Source organism: Streptomyces sp. NPDC056452, assembly GCF_042796085.1.
In the GTDB taxonomy this organism is placed as follows: domain Bacteria; phylum Actinomycetota; class Actinomycetes; order Streptomycetales; family Streptomycetaceae; genus Streptomyces.
In genome coordinates this window covers 36,108-61,589 of the sequence record NZ_JBHTRI010000007.1, presented here as the reverse complement: position 1 = coordinate 61,589, position 25,482 = coordinate 36,108, and the positions used below count along the sequence as shown (strand labels likewise).

21 protein-coding genes and 2 tRNA genes are annotated in these 25,482 nt (G+C 70.3%); 12 read left to right on the top strand and 11 right to left on the bottom strand.

All coding sequences use genetic code 11. The features are described from left to right. Nucleotides 1-87 precede the first annotated feature (87 nt). From ACFQ6X_RS09275 to ACFQ6X_RS09265, 3 genes are all read left to right on the top strand, one after another. Complete coding sequence (locus ACFQ6X_RS09275; protein WP_383178332.1) at nt 88-1,371, top strand: peptidoglycan-binding protein; 1,284 nt, start codon at nt 88-90, stop codon at nt 1,369-1,371. 56 nt (nt 1,372-1,427) lie between these two features. Beyond that, nucleotides 1,428-3,359: an SPFH domain-containing protein gene (locus ACFQ6X_RS09270; protein WP_383178329.1), complete on the top strand. Its 1,932-nt coding sequence runs from the start codon at nt 1,428-1,430 to the stop codon at nt 3,357-3,359. A 159-nt stretch (nt 3,360-3,518) separates the two neighbouring features. Continuing rightward, a complete protein-coding gene (locus ACFQ6X_RS09265; RefSeq protein ID WP_383178326.1) occupies nt 3,519-4,109 on the top strand; it encodes a lytic polysaccharide monooxygenase in 591 nt (196 codons plus the stop codon). A gap of 76 nt (nt 4,110-4,185) precedes the next feature. On the opposite strand, the gene ACFQ6X_RS09260 is transcribed toward ACFQ6X_RS09265, so the two are convergent. Continuing rightward, a tRNA-Lys gene (locus ACFQ6X_RS09260) sits at nt 4,186-4,259 on the bottom strand. Nucleotides 4,260-4,425: 166 nt separating this feature from the next. Here ACFQ6X_RS09260 and ACFQ6X_RS09255 point away from each other — a divergent pair. The 6 genes from ACFQ6X_RS09255 (at nt 4,426) to ACFQ6X_RS09230 (ending at nt 13,110) form a co-directional block, all read left to right on the top strand. Next, nucleotides 4,426-5,436 carry a LacI family DNA-binding transcriptional regulator gene (locus ACFQ6X_RS09255; RefSeq protein ID WP_383178322.1) on the top strand — a complete coding sequence of 337 codons (1,011 nt, stop codon included), beginning with the start codon at nt 4,426-4,428 and terminating at the stop codon, nt 5,434-5,436. Nucleotides 5,437-5,606: 170 nt separating this feature from the next. Next, nucleotides 5,607-6,980: an extracellular solute-binding protein gene (locus tag ACFQ6X_RS09250; protein WP_383178319.1), complete on the top strand. Its 1,374-nt coding sequence runs from the start codon at nt 5,607-5,609 to the stop codon at nt 6,978-6,980. A 2-nt stretch (nt 6,981-6,982) separates the two neighbouring features. Beyond that, the gene (locus ACFQ6X_RS09245) at nt 6,983-7,966 is read left to right on the top strand and encodes a carbohydrate ABC transporter permease (protein WP_383178316.1); all 984 of its coding nucleotides are present in this window, start codon (nt 6,983-6,985) and stop codon (nt 7,964-7,966) included. A gap of 13 nt (nt 7,967-7,979) precedes the next feature. After that, complete coding sequence (locus tag ACFQ6X_RS09240) at nt 7,980-8,867, top strand: carbohydrate ABC transporter permease (protein ID WP_383178313.1); 888 nt, start codon at nt 7,980-7,982, stop codon at nt 8,865-8,867. 35 nt (nt 8,868-8,902) lie between these two features. Next, complete coding sequence (locus ACFQ6X_RS09235) at nt 8,903-11,422, top strand: CBM35 domain-containing protein (RefSeq protein ID WP_383178310.1); 2,520 nt, start codon at nt 8,903-8,905, stop codon at nt 11,420-11,422. Nucleotides 11,423-11,493: 71 nt separating this feature from the next. Next, on the top strand, nt 11,494-13,110 hold the full coding sequence (locus tag ACFQ6X_RS09230) for a glycoside hydrolase family 13 protein (RefSeq protein ID WP_383178307.1): 1,617 nt from the start codon (nt 11,494-11,496) through the stop codon (nt 13,108-13,110). Between the two features lie 117 nt (nt 13,111-13,227). Here ACFQ6X_RS09230 and ACFQ6X_RS09225 read toward each other — a convergent pair whose 3' ends face one another. The 6 genes from ACFQ6X_RS09225 to ACFQ6X_RS09200 form a co-directional block, all read right to left on the bottom strand. Continuing rightward, the gene (locus ACFQ6X_RS09225) at nt 13,228-13,989 is read right to left on the bottom strand and encodes an IclR family transcriptional regulator (protein ID WP_383178304.1); all 762 of its coding nucleotides are present in this window, start codon (nt 13,987-13,989) and stop codon (nt 13,228-13,230) included. A gap of 167 nt (nt 13,990-14,156) precedes the next feature. Then, nucleotides 14,157-14,990 carry an ectoine/hydroxyectoine ABC transporter ATP-binding protein EhuA gene (ehuA, locus tag ACFQ6X_RS09220; RefSeq protein ID WP_383178301.1) on the bottom strand — a complete coding sequence of 278 codons (834 nt, stop codon included), beginning with the start codon at nt 14,988-14,990 and terminating at the stop codon, nt 14,157-14,159. Continuing rightward, nucleotides 14,980-15,621: an ectoine/hydroxyectoine ABC transporter permease subunit EhuD gene (gene ehuD / locus ACFQ6X_RS09215; protein WP_383178298.1), complete on the bottom strand. Its 642-nt coding sequence runs from the start codon at nt 15,619-15,621 to the stop codon at nt 14,980-14,982. Before ehuD ends, ehuA begins: the two co-directional genes overlap by 11 nt. Continuing rightward, the gene (gene ehuC / locus ACFQ6X_RS09210; protein ID WP_383178295.1) at nt 15,618-16,352 is read right to left on the bottom strand and encodes an ectoine/hydroxyectoine ABC transporter permease subunit EhuC; all 735 of its coding nucleotides are present in this window, start codon (nt 16,350-16,352) and stop codon (nt 15,618-15,620) included. The genes ehuD and ehuC overlap by 4 nt, the downstream gene beginning before the upstream one ends. A gap of 18 nt (nt 16,353-16,370) precedes the next feature. Next, a complete protein-coding gene (ehuB, locus tag ACFQ6X_RS09205) occupies nt 16,371-17,273 on the bottom strand; it encodes an ectoine/hydroxyectoine ABC transporter substrate-binding protein EhuB (RefSeq protein ID WP_383178292.1) in 903 nt (300 codons plus the stop codon). A 197-nt stretch (nt 17,274-17,470) separates the two neighbouring features. Further along, nucleotides 17,471-18,430 carry a D-2-hydroxyacid dehydrogenase gene (locus ACFQ6X_RS09200; RefSeq protein WP_383178289.1) on the bottom strand — a complete coding sequence of 320 codons (960 nt, stop codon included), beginning with the start codon at nt 18,428-18,430 and terminating at the stop codon, nt 17,471-17,473. A 185-nt stretch (nt 18,431-18,615) separates the two neighbouring features. Between ACFQ6X_RS09200 and ACFQ6X_RS09195 the strand changes: the two genes are divergently transcribed. Both ACFQ6X_RS09195 and ACFQ6X_RS09190 read left to right on the top strand, forming a co-directional pair. Further along, on the top strand, nt 18,616-19,380 hold the full coding sequence (locus ACFQ6X_RS09195) for a decarboxylase (RefSeq protein ID WP_383178286.1): 765 nt from the start codon (nt 18,616-18,618) through the stop codon (nt 19,378-19,380). 116 nt (nt 19,381-19,496) lie between these two features. Further along, the gene (locus ACFQ6X_RS09190) at nt 19,497-20,597 is read left to right on the top strand and encodes an LLM class flavin-dependent oxidoreductase (protein ID WP_383178283.1); all 1,101 of its coding nucleotides are present in this window, start codon (nt 19,497-19,499) and stop codon (nt 20,595-20,597) included. 25 nt (nt 20,598-20,622) lie between these two features. On the opposite strand, the gene ACFQ6X_RS09185 is transcribed toward ACFQ6X_RS09190, so the two are convergent. Further along, nucleotides 20,623-22,470 carry a putative bifunctional diguanylate cyclase/phosphodiesterase gene (locus ACFQ6X_RS09185; RefSeq protein ID WP_383178280.1) on the bottom strand — a complete coding sequence of 616 codons (1,848 nt, stop codon included), beginning with the start codon at nt 22,468-22,470 and terminating at the stop codon, nt 20,623-20,625. A 372-nt stretch (nt 22,471-22,842) separates the two neighbouring features. On the opposite strand from ACFQ6X_RS09185, the gene ACFQ6X_RS09180 reads away from it, so the two are divergent. Beyond that, nucleotides 22,843-24,114: a M6 family metalloprotease domain-containing protein gene (locus tag ACFQ6X_RS09180; RefSeq protein WP_383178277.1), complete on the top strand. Its 1,272-nt coding sequence runs from the start codon at nt 22,843-22,845 to the stop codon at nt 24,112-24,114. A gap of 91 nt (nt 24,115-24,205) precedes the next feature. Here ACFQ6X_RS09180 and ACFQ6X_RS09175 read toward each other — a convergent pair. The 3 genes from ACFQ6X_RS09175 to ACFQ6X_RS09165 all read right to left on the bottom strand — a co-directional run bounded on the left by ACFQ6X_RS09175 (nt 24,206) and on the right by ACFQ6X_RS09165 (nt 25,460). After that, nucleotides 24,206-24,279, bottom strand: a tRNA-Lys gene (locus ACFQ6X_RS09175). Continuing rightward, nucleotides 24,270-24,980, bottom strand: coding sequence for a hypothetical protein (locus ACFQ6X_RS09170; RefSeq protein ID WP_383178274.1), 711 nt, complete (start codon nt 24,978-24,980; stop codon nt 24,270-24,272). Before ACFQ6X_RS09170 ends, ACFQ6X_RS09175 begins: the two co-directional genes overlap by 10 nt. A gap of 138 nt (nt 24,981-25,118) precedes the next feature. Further along, nucleotides 25,119-25,460, bottom strand: a complete 342-nt coding sequence (locus ACFQ6X_RS09165) for a hypothetical protein (protein ID WP_383178271.1) — start codon at nt 25,458-25,460, stop codon at nt 25,119-25,121. Between the last annotated feature and the right edge of the window lie 22 nt (nt 25,461-25,482).

Sequence of the window (25,482 nt, the reverse complement as noted above, 5' to 3'; positions counted from 1 at the left end):
TCCCTTTGGTCCGTCAACATGAGAAATGTCTGTCGTGAAGTTGAGATACGGAAGATCCGACGGTTGCGGAGGGGAAGAGGGAGTGGCATGACTGTGCCGGTCTTCGAGGAGTACGAACCCGCCATCGACTGCGGCTGCGCCGGGTGCGCCCAGCAGCGGCGCGCCGCCGCGGCGCTGCCGGTGAGGTACGGCGGCCACCCGGCCGCCCACGGTGCGCGGCGCGCGCTGGTGCTGGTCACCGCGGCGGGAATGGTCCTGTCCTGCGGGGCGGCCGAGGCGGCGTCCCTGGCCCACCGGAGTGCGGGGGCCGCCGGGGCCGCGGACCCCCAGCCCGTCACCCCGCAGGGCTCGGTCGGGCCCCTGAACGGCACCGGAGCCTCCGGGCCGCCGTCCGGACCGGACTCCGTGCCACGCGCGACGACCCGGACCGCCATCATCGACCGCGCCAAGAAGTGGGTGTCCTCACAGGTCCCCTACGACATGGCGAAGTACTGGTCCGACGGGTACCGCCAGGACTGCTCCGGCTATGTGTCGATGGCCTGGAACCTCGGCAGCAACGAGTGGACCGGCAGCCTCGCCACGTTCGGGACGAAGATCGCCCGGGCCGATCTGCAGCCCGGCGACATGCTGCTCTTCCACAACCTGGCCGACCCCGCGGTGGGCTCGCACGTCACGATCTTCGGCGGCTGGGCCGACAGCGCGCACAAGCACTACCTCGCCTACGAGCAGACCCGGCCGCACACCCGCAAGGCGACGACGCCCATGGCGTACTGGAGCAACTCCTCCAAGTACGTGGCGTACCGCTACAAGGGCCTCACGAGCGGAACGAGCGGCAGCGGGTCGGGCACCGCGTTCCCCGGGGTGAAGAAGTTCGGCGCCGGGGCCGACAACGCGTACGTGACCCAGCTCGGGAAGATGCTCATCGCCCAGGGCGGCAAGCGCTTCTACAAGCAGGGCGCCGGGCCGCGCTGGAGCGACGCGGACAAGCGGGCCACCCAGGCGTTCCAGAAGGCGCAGGGATGGAAGGGCAAGGAAGCGGACGGCATCCCCGGCCCGGACACCTGGAAGCTGCTGGTCAAGGGCAACGGGCGGAGGATTCCCGCCGCCGGGTCGGGCGGCAGCCCGAGCGCCGCCCCGGCGTACCCCGGGCGCGGCGTATTCAGGCCGGGGCAGTCCAACAGCCATGTCCTCAGGCTCGGCACCCGGTTGGTGGCGAAGGGATACGGCGCGCAGTACGTGACGGGCCCCGGACGGAAGTGGACGGAGGCGGACCGCCGCAACGTCGAGGCCTTCCAGAAGGCCCAGGGCTGGCGCGGGGGCGCGGCCGACGGGTATCCGGGGCCGGAGACCTGGCGGCGGCTCTTCGCGTGACGGCGGCGACACGGTAGCGGCGGTGTGGGAACGGAACGGACATGACGGAGGCTGGAATGCGATCCACGGAGAACGAGTGGGCCGGGGAGCCGGTGGCGGCCGGGTACGACGAGCCGGGCGCGGCACCGGTGCCGGGTGGTGCAGCGGGGGTGGCGCCGGGTGCTGCCGTACCGGAGACGGTGCGTGCCCCCGGGCCGGACGATCCGCCGACGGGGACCGGGAACTCGGCGCGGGCCGAGCTGTCCGCGAACGGTGCGCGGGATGTGCCGGGGGACCGGGCGGGGGACGCGGACGGGTGGGGCGCGGTGGCTGCGTCGCCGGTGCCGATGGGTGTGCATGTGCGTGTGGTGCCCGGACCGGATGCGGGGGAGGGCGAGGCGTGGGGGGCCGGGCCTGCCCTCGTACCCCTGACCGATCCGGTGCCTGCCGTGGAGCCCGGTCAGGCTCCGGATCTTGCTCCGGTGCTTGTCGTGGAGGACTCGGGGGCCGTGGTGCCGTCGGATCCGGGAGCGGCGACTGTCGTGGCGAGCCCCGTTGAGGGCGGCCCGGCGGACCACGACCCGGATCTCGGCCTCGATCCCGAGCCAGGGACACAGCTCCTGTCCGGGACCCAGTCCGAGCTCCGGCCGGATCTCCGGCCCGAGGCGGTTCCGGATGCGGTGTTCGGGGTGTCCGCCCCGCTGAGCCGGAGTACCGGGCTGAACGGGGCGGTCCTCGCCGCCGGTGCGCCGGGGGAGTGGGACCGGATGGGCGACGGCGGCCCCAGGCCCGGGTGGTGGGACTCGGCCCCGCCGGAAGGAGCCGCGGGCGGCGGGGACCCCGGCGCGTGGTGGGGGGCCGGGCGGCGGCACTCCGTCATCGCCAACGAGACGACGGCGCCCATTCCCGTACACCTGCTCTTCCGTGACGAGGACAGCCACGACAGCAAGCCCACCGAGGCCGGCACCGGAACCGGAACCGGCCTCGGAGCCGGCCTCGGAGTCGGCGCGGGCGTCGGTGTCGCGGTGCGGCGCCCCGGTGTCCGGCGGCCGCCCGTGCCGCGTTCGCCCCAGGAACAGGCGCCGACCCGGCCCTCACCCCTCGCCGATCCCAGGCTCGCCGAGCGGCCCGGGCCCGTGCTCCCCGGGTGGACCGCGCTGCTCACCGCCGCGGCCGGAACCGGCGCCGGACTCGCCCTGCTCTGGTGGACCGGCGCCCTGCCCGCCGAGGTGGCCGACCGCCTCGGGATCGGCGCCCGCCCGTACGACGGCATCGGTACCGGGACCTGGGCGCTGCTCGCGCTGCTCGCGACCGTGGTGCTCTTCGCGCTCTGCGGCCTGGGACGCGGCCGGGTCGGGTACGCCTCGGTGCTCACCCTGTTCGGCGAGTACCGGGGAACTGCCCGGCGCACCGGCCTGATCTGGGTCTCCCCGCTCCTGCTGCGCCGCCGCGTCGACGTACGGCTGCGGCACTGGCGCAGTGAGCCGCTGCCCGCCGTGGACGCGAGCGGGACCTCTCTGCGCGTCGTCGTCCTCGTCGTCTGGCGGATCAAGGACACCGTGCGGGCCACGCTCGGTGTCGCGGACCACGAGCAGTACCTGCGGGACCAGGTGGAGGCGGCGCTCGCGCGGGTGCTCTCGCAGCTGCCCGCCGACGCCTTCCACGAGGAGACCCGCACCCTGCGCGACGCCGAGACCGTCGGCGACGCGTTGACCCGGATGCTGAAGGCGGACTGCGTGCCGGTGGGCATCGAGGTGTACTCCGCGCAGCCGACCGGGATCGAGTACGCCCCGGAGGTCGCGGCGGCGATGCAGCGGTGCCGGGTGGCGGCCATCGACGCCAAGCACCGGGACGGCGTGCTGACCTCCGTGGTGGACGCGGTGGACGACACCGTCCGCAGGCTGACCTCGCGCGGCATCGTCGAGCTCGACGCCTACGAACACAAGGCCCTGGTCAGGGATCTGACGGTGGCCTTCTACACCGGTCGCAGCGGAGGAGAAGGGGCCTGACGGGCTCCGGGGGCCCTGCGGTGGTGGCCGAAACCGTTCCCACATTGGTCTGGACATGTTCATGCCGCGTCAATAATCTGGGACTTGGTCTAGACCGCACAACTTGCGCGCAGTAAGAGCCCCCGGAACATCCCCCACGTTCTCTAGGAGCGACACAGCATGCGGAAAAGGGCAAGCGCGGCCGTCATCGGCCTTGCGATAGCGGGCGTCTCCATGTTCGCGACCGGCAGTGCCAGTAGCCACGGCTACACGGATTCCCCCATCAGCCGGCAGAAGCTCTGTGCCAACGGCACCGTCACCAACTGCGGAAACATCCAGTGGGAGCCGCAGAGCGTCGAGGGGCCCAAGGGCTTCCCGGCGGCAGGACCTGCGGACGGCAAGATCTGTTCCGGCGGGAACAGTCAGTTCGCCCAGCTCGACGACCCCCGTGGCGGCAGCTGGCCGGCCACCAACGTCACCGGCGGGCAGGGCTACAGCTTCCGCTGGCAGTTCACCGCACGTCACTCCACGACCGACTTCCGGTACTACATCACCAAGAACGGCTGGAACTCCAGCCAGCCGCTCACCAGGGCCGCGCTGGAGTCGCAGCCCTTCATGACGGTGCCGTACGGGAACCAGCAGCCCCCGGCCACGCTGACCCACCAGGGCACCATCCCCACCCAGAAGACCGGCAAGCACATCATCCTGGCCGTCTGGACCATCGCGGACACCAGCAACGCGTTCTACGCCTGCTCCGATGTCCAGTTCTGAGGCGTAGCCGGGTAACCGGCAGCACAAAGCGCAGTGGGCGGTCTCCGTTTACGGAAACCGCCCACTGCGTTGTCTGTGCGCCGTCAGGGACTCGAACCCCGGACCCGCTGATTAAGAGTCAGCTGCTCTAACCAACTGAGCTAACGGCGCCTGGTGACTCGAAAATAATACCTGGTCCTCAGGGGTGCTGGTGACACGTGCCCGCGTCACCCCCGGTGGCCCCGTCTCCCATGGGCCGACACCCTTCCCGCAGAGGGAGTCAGTTTCTTTCGTAAGTGATCTTCATTTTTGCGTAGCTCTTTGTAGGGTGAGTCCCGTGACGAAACGACGACTCTCTCAGGTGGCCGAGTACGCAGGTGTCAGCGAGGCGACGGTCAGCCGTGTCCTCAACGGCAGCCCCGATGTGGCGAGCACGACCCGCGAGGCGGTGCTGAGCGCGCTGGACGTGTGCGGCATCGAGCGCCCGCTCCGCTACCGCGCCGAACGGGCCGCGCTGATCGGCCTGGTCGTACCGGATCTGCAGAATCCGATCTTCTCCGCGTTCGCCGAGGCCCTGTGCGGGCTCCTGAACAAGCGCGGGCTCATACCCGTGCTCTGCACCCGGACCGCCGACGGCGTCTCCGAGGCCCACTACATCGAGATGCTGCTCCAGCAGAACATCGGCGGCATCGTGTTCATCGGCGCCAGTTACGCCGACGCGGGCCCGGAACACGGCCGTGTGCTGCGGGAACGCAAAGTTCCGATGGTGCTCATCAATGCGGCGGACGAGAACCTCGGCGTCGCTCAGGTCAGGGTGGACGACGCCCTCGCCGCGGACCAGGCGCTGACCCACCTCGCGGCCCTGGGTCACGAGCGCATCGGCATGATCCTCGGCCCGGTGGGGCACGTCCCCTCGGCCAGGAAGCTCGCCGGTTTCGCGGCCTTCTGCGCCCGCCGGGGGGTCGCCCCGGACGAGTGGCGGCGACGGGTGGCGCATGCGCTGTTCACGATGGAGGGCGGTGCCACCGCGCTGCCCCGGCTGCTGGCCGAAGGGGTCACCGGCATCGTTTGCGCCAGCGACGCACTCGCGCTCGGGGCAGTGCGGGGGGCCCGCCGCCAGGGGGTGTCCGTGCCGCGTGACCTCTCCGTGGTGGGCTTCGACGATTCCCCGTTCATGGTGGCCACGGACCCGCCGCTGACCACCGCGCGGCAGCCGATCCTGGCGATGGCCTCGGCGGTGGTCGCCTCGCTCATGACGCAGATCGACGGCCATGCGGGCGCAAACGACCTGATGATGTTCGACACCGAGCTCATCGTCCGGGGCTCCACGGCCGCCCGGCCCCGCTGAGCCGGCGGGGGCCGGGTGGGACCCCCTTCCGTGTTTCTTGCGCAAGCCGCCGACATTAATTTCTTGCGTAGATGCATTGACTTCTTGCGTAACCGGCTTCTACCTTCAGCGCAGCTCAGTGCTCGGGGTCCGACAGCCCCGCAGTGGACCTCGAGGAAGGCACGATTCGCATGGATGGCATGCCCGGCATCAGCAGACGTCAGGTTCTCGGTTCGGCGACGGCCGTCGCTCTGGCCCTTGCACTCACGGCCTGCGGCGGCTCCGCTCCCTCGTCCTCCGGTGTGGACAAGAACGGTGTGGTCACGGTCGTCGTGAACGGCATGCCGGCCAAGACGCAGCCGGTCGACCGCAAGAACTTCGAGGAGGACGTCAAGGCGTTCGAGAAGAGCCACCCGAAGATCAGGATCGACGCCCGCGAGGGCCAGATGGATCCGAAGACCTTCGCGGCCAAGCTCGCCGGCGGCCAGCTCGAGGACGTGTACTACGTCTACTTCACGGACCCCGCCGGACTGATCGAGCGCCGCCAGGCGGCCGACATCAGCAAGTACGTCGGGGACGTGCCGTACTTCAAGGACATCGACCCGGCGCTGATGAAGGTCTTCAAGGACGCCGACGGCAAGACGTACGGCCTGCCCACCGGCAACTACTCGCTGGGCCTGCTCTACAACCGCGCCCTGTTCACGAAGGCCGGACTCGACCCCGACAAGCCCCCGGCCACCTGGGAAGAGGTGCGCACGGCCGCCAAGAAGATCAGTGCGCTCGGTGACGGCACCGTCGGGTACGCCGACTACAGCAAGAACAACCAGGGCGGCTGGCACCTCACCTCGTGGATCTACTCCATGGGCGGCGATGTCGCGAGCAAGCAGGACGGCACGTGGAAGGCGGCGTTCAACAGCGACGCGGGACGCAAGGCGCTCCAGGCGCTGCACGACATGCGCTGGACCGACAGGAGCATGGGCACCCGCCAGCTCCTGGAGATAGCCGACGTCCAGAAGATGATGGGCGCCGGGAAGCTCGGGATGTACATGGCAGGTCCCGACAACATCCCGACCATCGTCAAGCAGTTCGAGCGGGAGTACGAGGAGTACGGCCTGGCGGCACTGCCGGGCAACGCGACCCTCGGTGGCGGCGACGGCTTCATGCTCAACCCGAAGGCATCCCCGGAGAAGATCAGGGCCGGACTCCAGTGGGTCCAGTGGAAGTACCTGAGGAGCCCCGAGCGCGAGGCGGTGGACAGCAAGCGGGCCAAGGCCGACGGCGTACCCATCGGGCTGCCGCAGCCGAGGCTGTTCGCCGGTGGGACGCAGGCGAAGATCGACGAGATCCGCGCGCAGTACGCCAACACCCCGGTGGGGAACTACCGGCCGTTCGTCGAGCGCAACGCGCAGGTGGAGACCAAGGTCGAACCGCCCAACGCCCAGCAGCTCTACACCGTCCTCGACGGGGTCATGCAGTCCGTGCTGACCAAGGAGGACGCGGACATCGACGCCCTCCTGGCGGAGGCGGCGAAGAAGGCCGACGTCATCCTCGCCCCGGTGAAGTGACCGTGTCCCCCCAGCCGCTCTCCTCCACCGTGGCGAGGAGCACCGACGAGGACGCGCCCCCGCCCGCGCCCAGGCCCCCGGCCGGGGCGCGGGCGGGGGCCGGGACGAGGAACTCCCTCCTCCGCCGTGCGGTGCGCGAGAACCTGGTCGCGTACCTCTTCCTCGCCGCCGGTGTCCTCTGCTTCGCGCTCTTCTCCTGGTACCCGATCGTGCGCGGCGTCCTGCTCGGCTTCCAGCAGGTCACCTTCGCCGAACCCGCCCGGTGGGTGGGCCTGGACAACTTCCGGCGCCTGTTCGAGGATCCGCTGTTCCTGACCGCCTGGCAGAACACCGGCTACTTCACCCTGCTCGCCCTCGTGTTCGGCTTCGCCGCCCCGTTCGCCACCGCCGTCGTCCTGAACGAACTGCGGCACGGACGCCCGTACCTGCGCATGACCGTCTACCTGCCGGTCATGCTGCCGCCGATCGTCACCATGCTCCTGTGGCGCTGGTTCTACGACCCGGGCCCCGGCCTGTTCAACAGCGTGCTGGAGGTCTTCCACCTGCCGGCCCAGCAGTGGCTGGAGTCGGAGAACCTCGCGATGGTCTCCCTGGTCCTCGTCTCCACCTGGGCCAACATGGGCACCACCACCCTGATCTACCTGGCGGCGCTCGGCGGCATCCCCGGTGAGCTGTACGAGGCGGCCGAGCTCGACGGCGCATCGATCCGGCAGCGGCTGTGGCACGTCACGATCCCGCAGATGCGGTTCATCCTGATGATCACGCTGCTGCTCCAGGTCATCGGCACCATGCAGGTCTTCGTCGAACCGTTCGTCCTCACCGGCGGCGGGCCCGACGACGCCACCGTCACGGTGCTCCTGCTCCTCTACCGCTACGCCTTCGTCTACAACGACTTCGGCCTGGCCAGCGCCATGAGCACCCTGCTCTTCGTGGTCCTCGGCCTCTTCTCCGTCGTCTATCTGCGCCTGACCCGGAGCAAGGGCTGAGAGGACTGCTGCCATGGCTGCCGAAACCCCCGTACGCACACTGATCGCACCCGCCGAGATGAACCGGCGCACCGGCAGGTTCCTCTACCGGTTCGTGCTCGTCGCCACCCTGACCGGCTTCACGATCGCCTTCGTCTTCCCGCTCTACTGGATGACGACGGGAGCGGTGAAGTCGTCCTCCGAGCTCGCCGACCCCAACCCCACGCTGTTCCCGGAGAGCTGGCATCCGGAGAGCTACACCGATGCCTGGACCAACGTCGGGCTCGGCCAGTTCTTCCTCAACACCCTGGTGCTGGCCCTCGGCGCCTGGCTGACCCAGATCCTGGTGGACGTGTCCGCCGCGTACGCGCTGTCCAAGCTCCGTCCGCTGCTCGGCAACGTCGTCCTCGGCATGATGCTGGCGACGCTCATGCTGCCGGTGTCCGCGCTGCTCGTACCGACGTATCTGACCGTGGTCGACGTGCCGCTCCTCCACGTCAACCTGATCAACACGCCGTTCGCGATCTGGCTCCCCGCCGCCGCCAACGCCTTCAACATCTTCATCCTCAAACGGTTCTTCGACCAGATACCCGCCGAACTCCTCGACTCCGCACGGATCGACGGGGCCGGCACGCTCAGGGTCCTGGTCTCGGTGGTCCTCCCGCTGTCCCGGCCGGTGCTCGCCGTCGTGTCGATCTTCGCGGTCGTCGGCGTGTGGAAGGACTTCCTCTGGCCGATGCTCGTCCTCCCCGACGAGGCGAAGCAGCCCATCACCGTGGCGCTCAACCGGCTCTCGGAGTTCATGCCGGCCAATCAGCTGCTGGCCGGGATGGTCATGGCGAGCATTCCCCTGCTCGTCCTCTTCCTGATCTTCCAGCGCCACATCATCGCGGGCCTCACCGCGGGCAGCCTCAAGGGCTGACCCGACCCATCCCCCCACAGGAAGGACACCCAGCCGTGTCTCCTGCACCAAGAGAGCGCTCCCACGCCCTACGGTTCATCCTCCCCCTGCTCCTGTCGATGCTCGGCGCCCTGCTGTACGGGGCGGCGGCGGCGCAGGCGGCCCCCACCACGCTCGAAGCGGAGTCGGCCCGGCTGTCCGGCGGGGCCGCCGTCTCCACCGAACACGGCGGCTACACCGGATCAGGCTTCGTCGGCGGCTTCACCGACACCAACAAGGGCTCCGCATCGGTGGCCTTCGACGTCACCGCCGAGGCGGCCGGCGGCGGCACCCTCACCCTCCGGTACGCCAACGGCACCACCGCCACGATGACGCTGAGCCTGTACGTCAACGGAGCCAAGGTCCGCCAGGTCGCCCTCCCCGCCACGGCGAACTGGGGCACCTGGGCCACGCGCGAGGAGCCGGTGACCTACGCGAAGGGCGCCAACACCGTCGCCTGGACGTTCACCACCGCCGACAGCGGCAACGTCAACATCGACAACGCCACCGCGGACACCCCCACCACCCCCACGGATCCCGGCCCCACCACGCTGACCCACCAGGCCGAGGACGCCTTCGTCTCCGGCGGCCCGGCGCGGGCCACCGCGGCCACCGGCTACGAAGGAAGCGCCTACCTCTCCGGCTTCACCACTCCCGGAGCCCGCGCCGTCTTCGCGGTCGACGCCCCGAGCGCCGCCACCTACCCGCTGACCCTGCGCTACCGGACCCCCGACACCACAGCCTCCACCGTCACCCTGCTCGCCAACGGCACCACCGTCCGCCGGGTGACCCTGCCCGGCACCGGCGGCGCCTGGCAGAACGCCGCCACCGACGTCCCCCTGCGCGCCGCGCTCAACCACCTCACCCTGCGCACCGCATCCGGTGACAACGGCACCCTCCAGCTCGACGGCATAGGCGTCACCGGCTCCACACCCAACAGCACCCGGGGCGCGACTCTCCCGTACACCACGTACGAGGCGGAGAACGGCAGCACCAACGCCACCACCATCGGCCCCGACCGCACCTATCTCACCGTCCCGTCCGAGGCGTCCGGCCGCAGGGCCGTCGTCCTGGACGCCACCGGCGAATACGTGCAGTTCACCCTGGCCGAGCCCGCCAACGCCCTGACCCTGCGCTACTCCGTCCCGGACAACGCGGCCGGCACCGGAACCAACGCCACACTCAGCGTCTACGCGGGCGGCACCCAGCTCCGCGACCTGCCCCTCAGCTCCAAGTACAGCTGGGTATACGGCGGTTACCCGTACAACAACGACCCCTCCCAGGGCTCCGGCCACCACTTCTTCGACGAGACCCGCACCGTGCTGACCGCCGGGCTCCCGGCCGGCACCGTGCTGAAGTTCCAGAAGGACGCCGGCGACACCGCCGCCTCCTACACCCTGGACCTCGTCGAGACCGAGACCGCGCCGGCCGCACTCGCCATGCCGTCCACCGGCTTCGTCTCCGCGACCACGCTCGGCGTCACCCCGGACGACTCCACGGACGACACCAACGCCCTCAACTCGGCGCTCACCAACGCCACCTCGCAGGGCAAGGGGCTCTGGCTGCCCACCGGCACATACAACATCTCCGGGCACATCAACCTCACCGGAGCCGACCTGCGCGGTGCCGGCCAGTGGCACACCGTCCTGCGCGGCAACAACGGCAAGGGCGGCCTCTTCGGACGCGGCGGCACCAGCAACGTCCAGGACCTGATGATCGCCGGTGACGTCTCCTACCGCGACGACGCCACCTTCGACGCCGCGATCGAGGGCGACTTCGGCAAGGGGTCCACGCTGGCGAACATCTGGATGCAGCACACCAAGGTCGGCCTCTGGATCGACGCACCGACCGACGGCCTGTACGCCTCCGGGCTCCGCATCCGCGACACCTTCGCGGACGGCGTCAACCTCCACAAGGGCACGAGGGCGAGCGAGGTCTCCCACAGCAGCGTCCGCAACACCGGAGACGACGGACTCGCCATGTTCTCCGAGGCCCAGGCCGTCACCGACAGCGCGTTCCGCTTCAACACCGTGCAGCTCCCCATGCTCGCCAACACCGTCGGCATCTACGGCGGTCACGGCAACCGGGTCGAGGACAACGTCCTCGCCGACACGGTCACCGGCTCCTCCGGCATCGCGATCAGCAGCCGCTTCGCCCCGGTGCCGTTCAGCGGAACGACCTCCGTCCAGCGCAACACCCTGACCCGTACGGGCGGTTACGAACCCAACTGGCAGAGCAAGCTCGGCGCCCTGTGGATCTACGCCGACTCCTCCGACATCACCGCACCCGTCCTCGTCAAGGACAACGAGATCCTCGACAGCACCTACAGCGGCCTCCTCGTCTCCTGGCAGAAGAACGTGGCCGCACTCACCGTCGACGGTCTGAAGATCGACAAGGCCGGTTCGTACGGCATCGAGATCAACTCCGCGGGCGCCGGGACCTTCTCCCGCGTCACCGTCGGCGGCGCCACCGACGGCGGCCTGTCCAGCGCCGGCGGCTTCACGATCACCCGGGGTGCCGGCAACACCGGCTGGTAGCCCGACGACCGGTGCGGGCCCGCCCTGACGCGGGCCCGCACCGCCTTTCCCATACCGAGCAAGGAGTCTCAGTGACCACCCACTGGTGGCGGCACGCCGCGATCTACCAGATCTACGTACGCAGCTTCGCCGACGGCAACGGAGACGGCACCGGCGACCTCGCCGGAGTCCGCAGCCGCCTGCCGTACCTGCGCGAACTCGGCGTCGACGCCCTGTGGTTCACCCCCTGGTACACCTCGCCCATGGCCGACGGCGGCTACGACGTGGCGGACTACCGCGACATCGACCCGCTCTTCGGCACCCTCGCCGAGGCCGAACAGCTCGTCGTCGCAGCCCATGAGCACGGGCTGCGCGTCCTGATCGACCTGGTGCCCAACCACTGCTCCGACCAGCACGTCTGGTTCCGCGACGCGCTCGCGGCGGGCCCGGGATCGCCCGAGCGGGAACGCTTCTGGTTCGTCCCGGGCCGTGGCGAGAACGGCGAACTCCCGCCCAACGACTGGACCTCCTACTTCGGCGGCAGCGCCTGGACGCGGGTGACGGAGGCGGACGGCGGCGCCGGGCCCTGGTACCTGCACATGTTCGCGCCCGAACAGCCGGACCTGAACTGGGAACACCCCGAGATTCGGGCCGAGTTCGAGGACATCCTGCGGTTCTGGCTGGACCGGGGCGTCGACGGGTTCCGGATCGACGTGGCCCACGGCCTGGAGAAGAAGCCGGGCCTGCCGGACGTCGGCCCCGACCCGGACGTCACGGACCTGCCCTACCAGGACTGCGACGCGGTGCACGACATCTACCGGTCCTGGCGCAAGATCCTCGACGAGTACGACGGCGAGCGCACGTTCGTCGGCGAGGTCTGGCTGCCGACGCCGGAGCAGGCGGCGCGCTATCTGCGCCCGGACGAGCTCCACTCGGCGTTCAACTTCGACTTCCTGTGCTGTGCGTGGGACGCGGACGCGCTGCGCCGCGTCGTCGAGGAGACCCTCGCCGGGCACGCACCCGTGGCGGCGCCGCCCACCTGGGTGCTCTCCAACCACGACACGATCCGGCACGTCACGCGGTACGGACGGGCGGACACCTCCTTCGACATGGGGGACAAGAGGCTGCTCGACCCGAGCGATCCGGCCCTCGGTCGTCGCCGGGCGCGGGCGGCGGCACTGCTGACGCTGGCGCTGCCCGGCGGGGTGTACGTGTACCAGGGCGACGAGCTGGGCCTGCCGGAGGTCCAGGACCTGCCGGACGCGCTGATCCAGGACCCCACGTTCGTCCGCTCGGACGGCGCGGACCGGGGGCGCGACGGGTGCCGGATCCCGCTGCCGTGGGGACCGGGCCCCTCGCTCGGCTTCTCGCCGGAGGGGTCCGCGGCACCCTGGCTGCCGCAGCCGGAGTCCTGGACCGCCCTGAGTGTGGCGGCGCAGCACACGGACCCGGAGTCCTTCCTCACCCTCTACCGTGCCGCGCTGGCGCTGCGCCGCGAGTGCCTGGTGCCTCTGCCGGAGTCACTGACCTGGGTGGAGGCGGGCCCGGGGACGGTGTGCTTCGACCGGGGCCCGGGCGGATTCCGCTTCCTGCTGAACGTCTCGGCGGCGCCGGTTCCCCTGCCGCGGGGCGCGGAAGTCCTGCTCGCCAGCGGCCCGCTCCCGGACGGCACCCTGCCCCCGGACACGGCGGCGTGGCTGGTCGTCTAGCTCCCGAGGCCGGACGGGAACACTTTCAAGGCCGGACGGGCACACTTCAAGCCCGTCCGGAGATTGAGGACAAGAACGACCCCGGGGCGCCCCTGGACCCCGCACCGGACCGGAGATTCAGAGCGCCATCGACAGGAGGACGGGCGCCGCCCGCCGGTTCAGCGTGGCCGCCGCGGACCGCAGCCGGTGCGCGTCCTCGATCGGCAGAGACAGCGCCAGGCACCCCGCCGACGATCCCGCCGTCAGGGGGACCGCCGCGCACACCGTGCCCACCGCGTACTCCTGCAGGTCGAGCACCGGTACCGTCGCCGGCTGGCTGTCCAGCTTCGAGAAGAGCACCTTCTCGCTCGTGATGGTCCGCGAGGTGAGCCGTGCGATCCGGTGCCGCGACAGATGGTCGCGCCGGCCGTTCTGGTCGAGCTGCGTCAGCAGGCACTTGCCGATCGCGCTGGCGTGCGCCGCCGACCGGAAGTCCACCCACTCGTGGACGGCGGGCGTGCGCGGCCCGTCGGCCATCTGCGTGACCCGGATCTCCCCGTCGACGTACCGGCTGAGGTAGACCGCCGCGCCCACCGAGTCCCGCAGCTGCACGAGCGTCTGCTGGAGCTTGGCCTCCAGGGCCTGCCTGCGGGTGGCGGCACCGGAGCCGAGCTCGATGAGTGAGGCGCCGATGATGTACGCGCCGTCGGTGACCTGCTCGACGTACCCCTCGCGGCGCAGCATCAGGAGCAGGGAGGAGAGGTGGCCGACGGGCAGCCCCGTCTCGCGGGAGATCTGTGCGTCGGTCACACCGTTGCCGTGTGTGGACACGGATTCGAGCACACGCAGGGCGTACTGCACCGAGTGGAACGGCGCCTTCGGCTCGGGCTTCAACGCCACGGTTTCCCCCTACCAGGTTGTGACCGCAAGCTTTTGCCCCACGATAGCCGCCAAGAGCCCCATTCGGAGGGGCTGTTGATGACTTGATGAGTGCGCCCCGGCCCTGTCAGCTGGGGCGCACCCGTCCGGCATATGCCGGAGTCATTGTCTGGGCATCAACGGCAAGGTCACAGCACCGCGTTGAGGAACTCGCGCGTACGTTCGTGCTCCGGATCGGAGAAGATTTTCTCCGGCGTTCCGGACTCCACCACTCGGCCCGCGTCGAACATCAGGACCTTCTCCGAGACGTCCCGGGCGAAGTTCATCTCGTGGGTCACGCAGAGCATCGTGATGTCGGTGTTCCTCGCGATGTCGCCGAGGAGGTCCAGCACACCCGCCACCAGCTCCGGGTCGAGCGCCGACGTCACCTCGTCGAGCAGCAGGATCTCCGGCCGCATCGCCAGCGCCCGGGCGATGGCGACCCGCTGCTGCTGGCCGCCGGAGAGCTGGGAGGGGTGCGCGTCGGTCTTACCGGACAGGCCGACCAGGTCGAGCAGCTCACGGGCCCTGGCCTCCGCCGCGTCCCGGTCCATGCCCAGCACGTTGACGGGTGCCTCGGTGATGTTCTGGAGCACCTTCATGTTCGGGAAGAGATTGAACTGCTGGAAGACCATCCCGATCTTCTTCCGGGACGCGCGCAGCTGCTTCTCGCCCGCCGGCTTCAACGAGCCGTCCGGCGTCCGTACGTGCGACAGGGGTGAGCCGTCCACCCAGATCACGCCGTCGCTGACCTTCTCCAGCGTCATCAGCAGCCGCAGGATGGTGGTCTTGCCGGAGCCGCTCGGTCCGATCAGCGTGACGTGCTCGCCGCGCCGCACGGTGAAGTCCAGTTCGTCCAGGACCACATGGTCGCCGTACCGCTTGACGACCTTGTCGAAGCGGACCAGCGGCTCGACGCCGGTCGTCCTGGAGTCCGGAGTGGCGTCCGCGGGTTCCTTCAGGGGAGCAGAGTCAGTGGCCAAGGCGCTTCTCCAGCTTTCTCATCAGCAGCGAGGTGGGGTAGCTCGCGACCAGGAAGACCAGTCCCGCGAGTGTGAATGCCTCGGTGTACGCGAAGTGGTCGGCCCCGTACTTGCGGGCCTCGAAGACCATTTCCTGCACCGTGATCACGGCGAGGAAGGGGGTCTCCTTGAACATCGAGATCGCGTAGTTGCCGAGGGCGGGCAGCACGTTGCGCACCGCCTGCGGCAGGATCACGGCCTGCCAGGTCCGCCGGGGAGTCAGGGAGAGTGCCCGGCAGGCCTCCCACTGCCCCTTGGGCACCCCGTCGATCCCTGCCCGGTACACCTCCGAGGTGTACGTGGCGTAGTGGACGCCCAGTACCGCGATGCCGACGGTAAGCGGCTCCACCGTGGTGAAGAGGGCAGCGGCGCCCACGAGTTGGACCAGCAGCGGGGTGGAGCGGATGAACTCCATCACCGCCTTCACCGGCACGGTCACGAGGCGGGACGGGGCCCGCCCGGCCATCGCGATCAGCAGACCGAGCACCGCGGCCACGAGTGTGCCGAGCACGGTCGCGAGGAGGGTGACCCTGAACCCTTCGAGCAGCAGGGGAAGGGCGTCCCCGACGGCATCCCAGTCGAACGCGTTCACCGGGTACCTCCGACGGTCGTGGCGGATTCCGCGCTGCGCGTCCTGAGCAGGCTTCCCGCACCGGTGTGCAGACCGAGCCGCCGCTTGGCGCTCCGCTCCAGCAGGTTCATCAGCAGAGTCAGCGCGTAGGCGAGCACGAAGTAGACGGCCAGCAGCGTGAGGTACGCGCTCAGGGTCTCACCGGTGCGGTCGCGGATCTGCTGGATCACGGTCATCAGGTCGGCCGCGGAGATCAGCCACAGCAGGGGCGTGCACTTCAGCAGCTGGATCAGCAGGTTGGTGAAGGAGGGGATCATCTGCACCCAGGCCTGCGGCAGGATCACCTTCCGCATCCGGTGCGAGGGGCTCATGTTCAGTGCCACGGCCGCCTCGTACTGGGCGCGCGGCACGGAGTTGATCGCGCCGCGCACGATCTCGGAGCCGTACGCGCCGTAGTTCAGCCCGAAGGCGACGATCCCGCAGAGCAGCGGCGTCAGTTCGTACCCGGTGAGCTGCGGCATCGCGTAGTAGAGCCAGAACAGCTGGATGTAGAGCGAGGTGCCGCGGAAGAACTCCACGACGATCCGGGAGACGCCGCGCACTGGGAGCAGCTTGCTGCCCGCCGCCAGTCCGAGCACGAACGACAGGAGCAGGGCCAGCAGCGAGCCCAGGACCGTGGCCTCGAGCGTCACCCACAGGCCCGCTCTGATCTGGGGCAGCTCGTCGAGGAATGTGGAGAAGAAGTCACTCATACGGTGTGGTCCGCCCCGTCAGCCCTTGCACAGATCGGCGGTCTTCAGGGTGGCCGGCGGGATCTCCGTGGCCCCGAAGCCGTACTCCTGCAGCAGGCCCACATAACGCGACCTGTCCGAGACGATCTTCTTGAGCTCACGGTTGAAGGAGTCCCGCAGGTCCTCGTTGCCCTGACGGAAGACCGCGCCGCCCGGGGAGAACTGCTGCTTCCCGTCCAGCTCCGGCACGAAGGCCTCGGTGACCTCGGTGTCCGGGTTGGTCTTCGCGAGCCAGCGCAGGGAGATGCCGGTGAGCAGGAACGCGTCGATCCGGCCGCCCTTGACGGCGTCGGCGCCGTCCTGCGGCTTCTGCAGCGTCTTGATCTTCGACTCGGGGATGCCCGCGCCCTCGGCGTACGAGCCCTCGACCGCACCGGACATCACGCCGACGGTGACGCCGGCGGCCTTCGCGGACGCCAGGTCGGTGAGCTTCCTCGGGTTGCCCTTCTTCACCATCAGCGCGGTCGGGGAGATGAACTCCGGCTCGGAGAAGATGGCGTTGGCGCAGCGCTCGGGGGTGATGGCCATGCCCGCGCTGACCACGTCGTACTTCCCGGCCTGCAGACCGGGGATCAGGCCGTCCCACTCCGAGAGGGTGGGCTTCAGTTCGTCGACGCCGAGCGCCTTGAATATCTCCCGGTGCAAGGTGGGGGCCTCGCCCTTGAGTTCCTTGCCCTCCAGGTAGCCGTACGGGGCCTCATTGGCGTACGCGACCCGGACGAAGCCCTGCTTGCGGAGCTTGTCGAGCGCGCCCTCGCCCTCCACGGAGCCGGCGTCGGTCTTGCTGCACGCGGAGAGCAGTCCGGGAACGACGAGCAGTCCGCCCACGGCTGCCGATCGGTTGAGGAAACCCCGGCGGGACAGGTTCGGGAAGTCAGCCATGGTTCGCAATCTCCTGGAGGGGTCGCACAGTCCGGACAGGGTGAGCGCCTGCCCGATCCGGTACGTCTATGCAGGAAGCGCTGCCATGTAACCGAAAAGTGGCCGGAGGGTGACCTTCCCGTGTCTCGTCGTGGGCGGAGCGCGACGGGAGGAGTGCGTGGCGTATTCCCCGGGGAGGCTTGCTTCATGACTGTCCGTTATGCGGGGATGTCCTCGGAAGGGACGTAACCACGCTGTATGTCCACGATGTTCGGCAAGGGCTCCCCGGCCGCCCACCGTTCGTACATCGACACGAACTGCTCGGCCAGCCGGTCCCGCCAGCCGGCCGTGTCCCCGCTCATGTGCGGGGAGACGATCAGATCCGGTACGTCCCACAGCGGGCTTTCCCGGTCCAGCGGCTCCTCCTGGAACACGTCGAGCGCCGCACCCGCGATCCAGCGCCTGCGCAGCGCCTCGGCCAGGTCCTCCTCGACGACCAGCGGCCCGCGTCCCACGTTGATGAACCGGGCGGAGGGCTGGAGGAGTCCGAAGAACCGCGCGTCGAACATGCCGTGCGTCGACGCCGTCAGCGGAGCCGCGCAGATCACCCAGTCGGCACCGGCCGCGAGCCGGTCCAGGTCCTCGACGCCGTGGATCGTGCGCCGCGCCGTACGCCCCACGAGCGCCACCTGGACACCGAGCCCGTGCAGCAGCCGCATGATCTCGCGGCCGACCGGGCCGGCACCGACGACGACCGCACGGCTGCCGGCGAGCCTGCGGGTCTCCCGGTGGCGCCACTGCCGCGCACGCTGGAGCTCCAGCGTGCCGGGGAGGTCCTTGGCGAACGCGAGCACGAGACCCGCCACGTACTCCGCGATCGGAAGCTCGAAGACGCCCCGCGCATTGGTGACGACGGTGGGGGACGCGGCCAGCTCGGGGCAGAGCAGCCGGTCGACGCCCGCGCTCGCCGTGTGCACCCAGCGGGGTCGCGGCCCCGCGCCCGGCCAGGCCTCGCGGACGGCGTCGGAGGTGAAGTCCCAGACGAGCAGCACATCCGCGTCCGGCAGCTGGCGGGCGAGGCCGTGCGCGTCGGTGCGACGGATGCGGGCCTGCCCGGTGAGCCGGCCCAGGCGAGGCGCCGGGGCGGCGTCAAGGACGAGGATCAGAGGCTGAGGCATCAGGATCAACCACGCTCGCACCCGGCCGCCCCGCCGTCAACAGGACCATGAGAACCGCAGGTCAGACCTGTTGCGGGCGGCGTTGTGCGGTCATTGGAGGAATACTTGTCCCAGGCAGGGGCAGCGGTTTCAGGGCGCGCCCGAGAGGCGGCAGCAGGACATCCGGACGCACCGGAAGGATGGACATGACGACCGTAGGACTTCTCTACCCGGGCTACGCCGCGGAGGACGACTTCCCGCGGACCGAGATCATGCTCGACAGCGACATCAGAGTGCCGCTGTTCCACACCGACATCGACGAGGACTCCCGCAGCTCCGACTCCCTGCGCGGGGCGGGCACGCCCGAGCGCCTGGCCGCCGGGGTCGAGGAACTGCGGATGGCGGGAGCCGAATCGCTCATCTGGGCCTGCACCGGCGGCAGCTTCGCCTACGGGTGGGACGGGGCCCACGAACAGATGGCGACCCTCGCCAGGACGGCGGGACTGCCCGCGTCCAGTACGTCCCTCGCCTTCACTCACGCCGTGGGGGAGCTGGGTGCCACCAAGGTCGCGGTCGCCGCGACGTACCCCGAGGACGTCGCCGCACTCTTCGCGGACTTCCTCGGCGCCGCGGGCATCGAAGTGGCCGCGACCCGGGGCAACGGCATCATCAGCGCCGCCGAGGCCGCCACCGTGGACCTGGAGCGGGTGAAGGAACTGGCCGTGGCCGGGGACCATCCCGACGCCGAGGTGGTGCTGCTCCCGGACAACGCCCTGCACACCACGGCCCACATCCCCGAGCTGGAGGAACTCCTCGGCAAGCCGGTCCTCACCGCGAACCAGGTGGCGGTCTGGGAAGGGCTCCGGCTGGCCGACCGCCGGGTCTGGGCACCCACGCTCGGCACACTCTTCGCCACCCGCGAGCCCCCGCTGGGAGCCGCCGAGCACCGGGGCATCGAGGTACGGGAATGAGGCACGCGGAAGCGGCACGGGGATGAGGCACGCGGAAGCGGCACGGGAATAAGCGGAGCCATCCTCCTGTTCGTATCTCCCGATACGCACACGCAGCACCGGGAGAGGCCGAACACGTGGATGAGAACCGAGGCGACGAGATTCGCGGCACCGCAGGCGGAACGGCCCCCGTGCCCCTCTCCGTGCTCGACCTGGTGACCGTGGGCCAGGGCCGGACAGCGACCCAGGCCCTGCGCACCGGCGTCGACATCGCGAGGCTCGCCGAGAGCCGCGGCTTCCACCGCTACTGGGTGGCGGAGCACCACTCCATGCCGGGTGTGGCCTCGTCGTCCCCGGCCGTCATTCTCGCGCACCTGGCCGCCCACACCGAGCGCATCAGGCTCGGCTCCGGCGGCGTGATGCTGCCCAACCACGCACCCCTGGTGATCGCCGAGCAGTTCGGCACCCTGGAGGCGATGGCCCCCGGCCGCGTCGACCTCGGCCTCGGCCGTGCCCCCGGCACCGACGGCGCCACGGCAGCGGCACTGCGCCGCACCGAGCGCCTCAACGAGGGGGCCGACGACTTCCCGCAGCAGCTCGCCGAGCTGACCCGGTTCCTGGACGACGACTTCCCTGACGGGCACCCCTACGCCCGTATCCACGCGGTCCCCGGACCCGTGCAGGCCACCTCGGACGGCGGCGTCCAGTCCGCGGCCCGCCCGCCCATCTGGCTGCTGGGCTCCTCCGGCTTCAGCGCCCGGCTGGCCGGCGTCCTCGGCCTGCCCTTCGCGTTCGCCCACCACTTCTCGGCCCAGAACACCGTGCCGGCCCTCGACCTGTACCGGGAGTCGTTCAAGCCGTCCGCGGTGCTCGACGCCCCGTACGCCCTGATCGGCGTCGCCGCCCTGGCCGCCGACGAGGAGCGCGAGGCCCGCCGCCAGGTCCTGACCGGCGCCCTGTCGATGCTGCGCCTGCGCTCCGGCCGCCCCGGCCTCGTCCCGACGCCCGAGGAGGCGGAGGCGTACGCCTTCAGCCCGATGGAGCGCGAATTCGTCGACAGCTGGCTCGTCAACATCGTCCACGGCACCGCGGACGAGGTCCGTACGGGCCTCGACGACCTGGCCAAGCGCACCGGCGCCGACGAACTGATGATCACCGCCAACGCCCACAGCGGCGAGGCGAGGCTGCGGTCCTACGAGCTGATCGCGGACGCGTACGGCCTGCCCGTCCTCGGCTGACGAGGTCCGGCCCGGCTGGCCCGGCTCAGACCTCCAGCGCCCGGGTGCCGATCAGTTCGGCGATGCGCTCCGGGGCGACCGCACGTGAGTAGAGCCAGCCCTGTCCGGTGTCGCAGCCGATCCGCCGCAGCCGCTCCGCCTGGCCCGACGTCTCCACGCACTCCGCCGTGACCGTCAGGCCCAGGCGGTGCGCCAGCTGCACCATGGCCTCGACGATGGTCTCGTCGGCGGGGCTGGGGTGCGCGCCGTCCTCGTAGCGGAAGCCGCGTACGAAGGAGCCGTCCAGCTTCAGTACCGAGACGGGAAGCCGGCTCAGGTAGGCGAGGTTGGAGTAGCCGGTGCCGAAGTCGTCGATCGCGATGCGGACGCCCATGTCGCTGAGCGCCTGGAGGACCCGCAGCGGCCGGCCCGAGGACCCCATCACGGCGGACTCGGTCAGCTCCAGTTGCAGCAGTCCCGGTGCGAGACCGGTCTCGGCGAGGATCTCCGCCACATCGGCGACCAGATCGGAGTCCCGCAGCTGGCGCACCGCGACGTTGACGCTGATGAACAGCGGTGGTTCCCCGGGGTGTTCCACCTGCCAGCGGCGGGCCTGGCGGCACGCCGTGCGCAGCACCCAGCGGCCGAGCTGGACGATCGTGCCGTCCTCCTCGGCGATCGAGACGAACCTGTTCGGCGCCAGCATCCCGAACTGCGGGTGATTCCACCGGACCAGGGCTTCCACACCCCGTACGACCTCGTCGGCCATGCAGACGAGCGGCTGGTACTCCAGGGTGAACTCGCCGCGCTCGACGGCGGGCCGGAGCGTGGAGGACAGTGCCTGACGGGTCATCCGGTGGGCGTTGCGCTCGGGGTCGAAGAGCGTCCAGCGTGCCTTGCCGTCCGCCTTGGCCCAGTAGAGCGTGGTGTCGGCGGCCTGCATCAGACCGGTGGGCGAGGTGCCTGCCGAGGCCCGCTCCACCACCCCGATCGACGCGGAGACGGAAAGCCGCTGTCCGGCCAGGTCGAAGGGCTGCTGGAGGGCGTTGAGCACCGAGCGCGCGAGCTCGGTGAGCTGATGCGTACCCGCCGAGTCCTCGACCAGGATCGCGAACTCGTCACCACCCAGGCGCGCCACCAGATGGCTGCCGCTGCGGTCGAAGCCGTCGGCCTCCGCGCAGTCGGTGAGCCGGGTGGCGACGGCGGCCAGCAGCCGGTCGCCGGCCCGGTGCCCCAGGGTGTCGTTGACCGCCTTGAAGCCGTCGAGGTCCAGGTAGCAGAGCCCGATCCGGCCGTGCCGCGGCAGCGAGTCGTCCTGGAACGGCGGGCCTGCCAGGGCGGTGGAGAGCCGTTCGAAGAACAGCGTCCTGTTGGGCAGCCGGGTCACCGGATCGTGCATCTGGAGGTGGCGCAGCCGGTTCTGCAGTTCTCGGCGGTCGCTGATGTCGGCGACGGACAGCAGCACACCGCCGCCGCCCGCACCGGCCGGCGGACCGGCCATCGGCACGACGGTGATCTCGGCCCACAGGGACCGGCCGTCGGGATGCTTCAGCCGCCGGGTGCAGCGCAGCCGCGAGCGGCTCCCGCCCAGGACCTCGCGGTACGCCTGCCAGGTGCGGCGGTCGGATGCGAGGTCGACGAGATCGGCCGCCGACTGCTGGGCCAGGACCCCGGGCTCGGTGCCGAGCAGCCCGCCCAGCGCCTCGTTCGCCCGGACGACCTGGCCGTGACGGTCGACGACGGCCATGGGGAGCGCGGCCACCTGGAAGGCGGCACGGTAGTCGCGCAGTTCGGCGTGATCCACCTCGGAACTGTCACACTCCGTGACCATGGGTTGCCCGGTGTCGGGTGCCGTGCCCGCCGGGGGCCTCGGCCCTTCGGAGGTTCCGCTCACCGCTCGCTCCCGCTGTGCAGATTGTCGTGAACAGATATCGGTCGGAGGGTCGGACAGGGGTCATCGGGTGGAGCGCCCGTGCCAGAGGCGGAAACCACGCAGGAAAGCGAGGTGAAGCATAGATGGTGGCGCGTCGGGCGTTCCAGCGCGTCCGCGGTTTCGGGCCCGCCGTACGCGTATGGCCCACGCGGCACACAGCAACCCACTTTGCCCGCTACTGATTGTTTCTGTGCGGATCTGTTCTTGTGTGCAGCCGAGGTGATTGATTGTGACTGTCTGTGAGTGAGGCGGGTGAGGTCGTCGTTTCCACGCTTACCCGTGTGGGGCAGCACAACAGGGCGTACGGCACCGAATCGGCACAGGGTGAGGGGGATGTCCCGCATTCGCCACCCGGAGGTAGATGTGCCGCGTCAGCACAGACCCGGGGGAGTGGAGAGGCCGAGTCTGCGCAGTGCGGCGGCCGCACTCACCTCTCTCCTGGCGCTCGCCGCCACCGGGCTCGTCGCCGGACCCGCCGTGGCGGCCTCGCGCGACGCGAGCCCGTGCGCCCTGCCCAGGACCGGGGCGCACCACTCGCTGGGCCTGGACACCTGGAACGACGCGTACCCGCGCCCCGACCGCAGCCTCGACGCGGTCATGGTCTTCCTCTCGTTCCCGGACTCCGAGCCCGCCGTCACCCCCGCCGTGCTCGCCGCCGACTACTTCCCCTCGACCACCCGCTTCTTCAAGCGGGCCTCGTACGGGAAGTTCACCCTCCGCGCCCATCCCCAGCAGCAGTGGACGCGGATGCCGCACCCCTCCAGCTGGTACGGCATACAGCGCGACTGGGGATCCGAGCAGCGCACCGCCTACCTGCGCGACGCGATCGACGCCGTCGACGACCAGGTCGACTTCTCCGCGTACGACATCGTCTATCTCGTCGCCGACCCGGACGCGCCCGGCGTCGACTCCGACGCCACGAAGGTGGTCAACTTCGACCGGCCGCTGCGCGCCGACGGCGCGGACATCAAGCGTGTGGTCACCGTCTTCGAGGAGCACCCGCCGGACCGCAACGTCCTCGCCCACGAGACCGGACACGTCTTCGACCTGGCGGACCTCTACCACCGGCCCAAGGACGGCAAGGGCGACTGGGACACCTATGTCGGCGACTGGGACGTGATGGGCAGCCAGTTCGGACTCTCCCCGGACCTGTTCGGCTGGCACAAGTGGAAGCTCGGCTGGTTCGGCCGCGGCCAGGTCGTCTGTGTGCAGGGCAGCGCCGACCTGACCCTCGAACCCATGGCCGCGGTACCCGTGCCCGGCGGATCCATCGGGACCCGGCTCGCCGTCATCAGGACCGGCCCGGACAGCGCGCTGGCCGTCGAGGCCCGCAGCGCCACGGGGAACGACCGGGGGACCTGCACCGAAGGCGTGCTGATCTACCGCATCCACAACCACACACCCTCCGGCGGCGGCCCCATCGAGGTGCTGGACACCCATCCGGACTCCGACGCCTGCTGGGAGCGCTCGGTCTACCCGCCGCTCGCGGACGCCCCGCTGCGCGAGGGCGAGCGCTACAGCGTGCCGGGCGAGCGCACCCGGATCGAGGTCGCCGACCGGACGCGGTCCGGCGCCTGGACGGTACGGATCACCACCGGCACCTGAGAGGCTCCGGGCCCGGGGCCGCCGGGAGCCATGAGCCGGGAGCACGCACAAAGAAGCCCCCTCGTGTGCACGAGGGGGCTTCTTCTGTCTGTGCGCCGTCAGGGACTCGAACCCCGGACCCGCTGATTAAGAGTCAGCTGCTCTAACCAACTGAGCTAACGGCGCCTGCTGACGTCGTAGACATTAGCACCCGGATCGGCCGGAGGAAAAATCGAATTCCCGGTGGTCGACGGGGCCGCCGACCTGCCCACCCGTACGCAGGCCCAGAGCAGAACGTCCGGGCCCGGAAGCCATGGGTTGCGCGTATCCGGGGCGACCAGCCAGCGGGGGCCGCCGCCGGAACCGCCGACCAGAGGCGGGACCGTGACCGCGTCACCGGCGCCGTGACAGAGCAGCGGGGGCATGGATCCGTGGTGCCTCTGTGAGCCTCCGGCGCTGCCGGACGTGCTGCCGGTGCCCCACTCCTCCCAGGCCAGCAGGGACGGCAGCCGCTGGGCGGTGCCGGGAGCGGCGAACAGCAGCATCCGCCCGCGGTGCGTGGCCACGGGGCCGGAGCCCGGGCCCTCGGCCCAGAGCTGCTCCAGCATGCGCCGGCCGAACAGCGCGGGCACGTTCACCACGTCGAAGGCGGAGCCGCACGGCAGGACGCCGGGGGAGCCGGGACGGGCCTCCCACTGGGAGAGCGTGCTGCGCGGGTAGGCCGAGGCGCCCGCGAGCCAGGCGGCTCCCGATGCGGTGACCTGGGCCGCCCTGTCATCGGCTGCCCGGTCGCCCGTCCGGTCCCGCAGCAGGGCGAAGATGTCGACGCCGTGGCGCGGGGTGGCACCGGTGTGCAGGGTCGTTTCGTCTTTCAGCCATGCGCTCATGACGTCAGGTCTACCGGCAGTGACGGTACTGTTTCCGAGAGTTGCCGAAAAGCCGGACAGGGTGGGCCCCCAAGGAGTATCTTGCCCGACGGCATATGCCAGGGGCTGTACCCGGAGTGACGGAGAGCCCTTGGGGCGTCAGGGCCTGGGGTCGTCCAGCAGGGACCGGCCGAACTCGATCATCTTCTTGGCATAGTCCTCGGTCCACTCCGCACGGGCCGCTATGTCCGCCGCGGTGAGCCGGTCGAACCTGCGCGGATCGGCGAGCTGGGCGGCGGCCACGGCCTGGAACTCAACGGCCCGGTCGGTCGCGGCCCGGAACGCGAGCGTCAGCTCCGTCGCGCGGGCCAGCAGCTCCTTCGGGTCGTCCATCGACTCCAGGTCGAAGAAGTGCTCCGGGTCCGCCGCCGCCTCCGACGGCTCGAAGAGCAGCGGTGCAGGACGCAGCCTCTGCCGCTCGTTCCGCTCGGGTTGAGCCATGTGATGTTCCTTCCTCGTACGG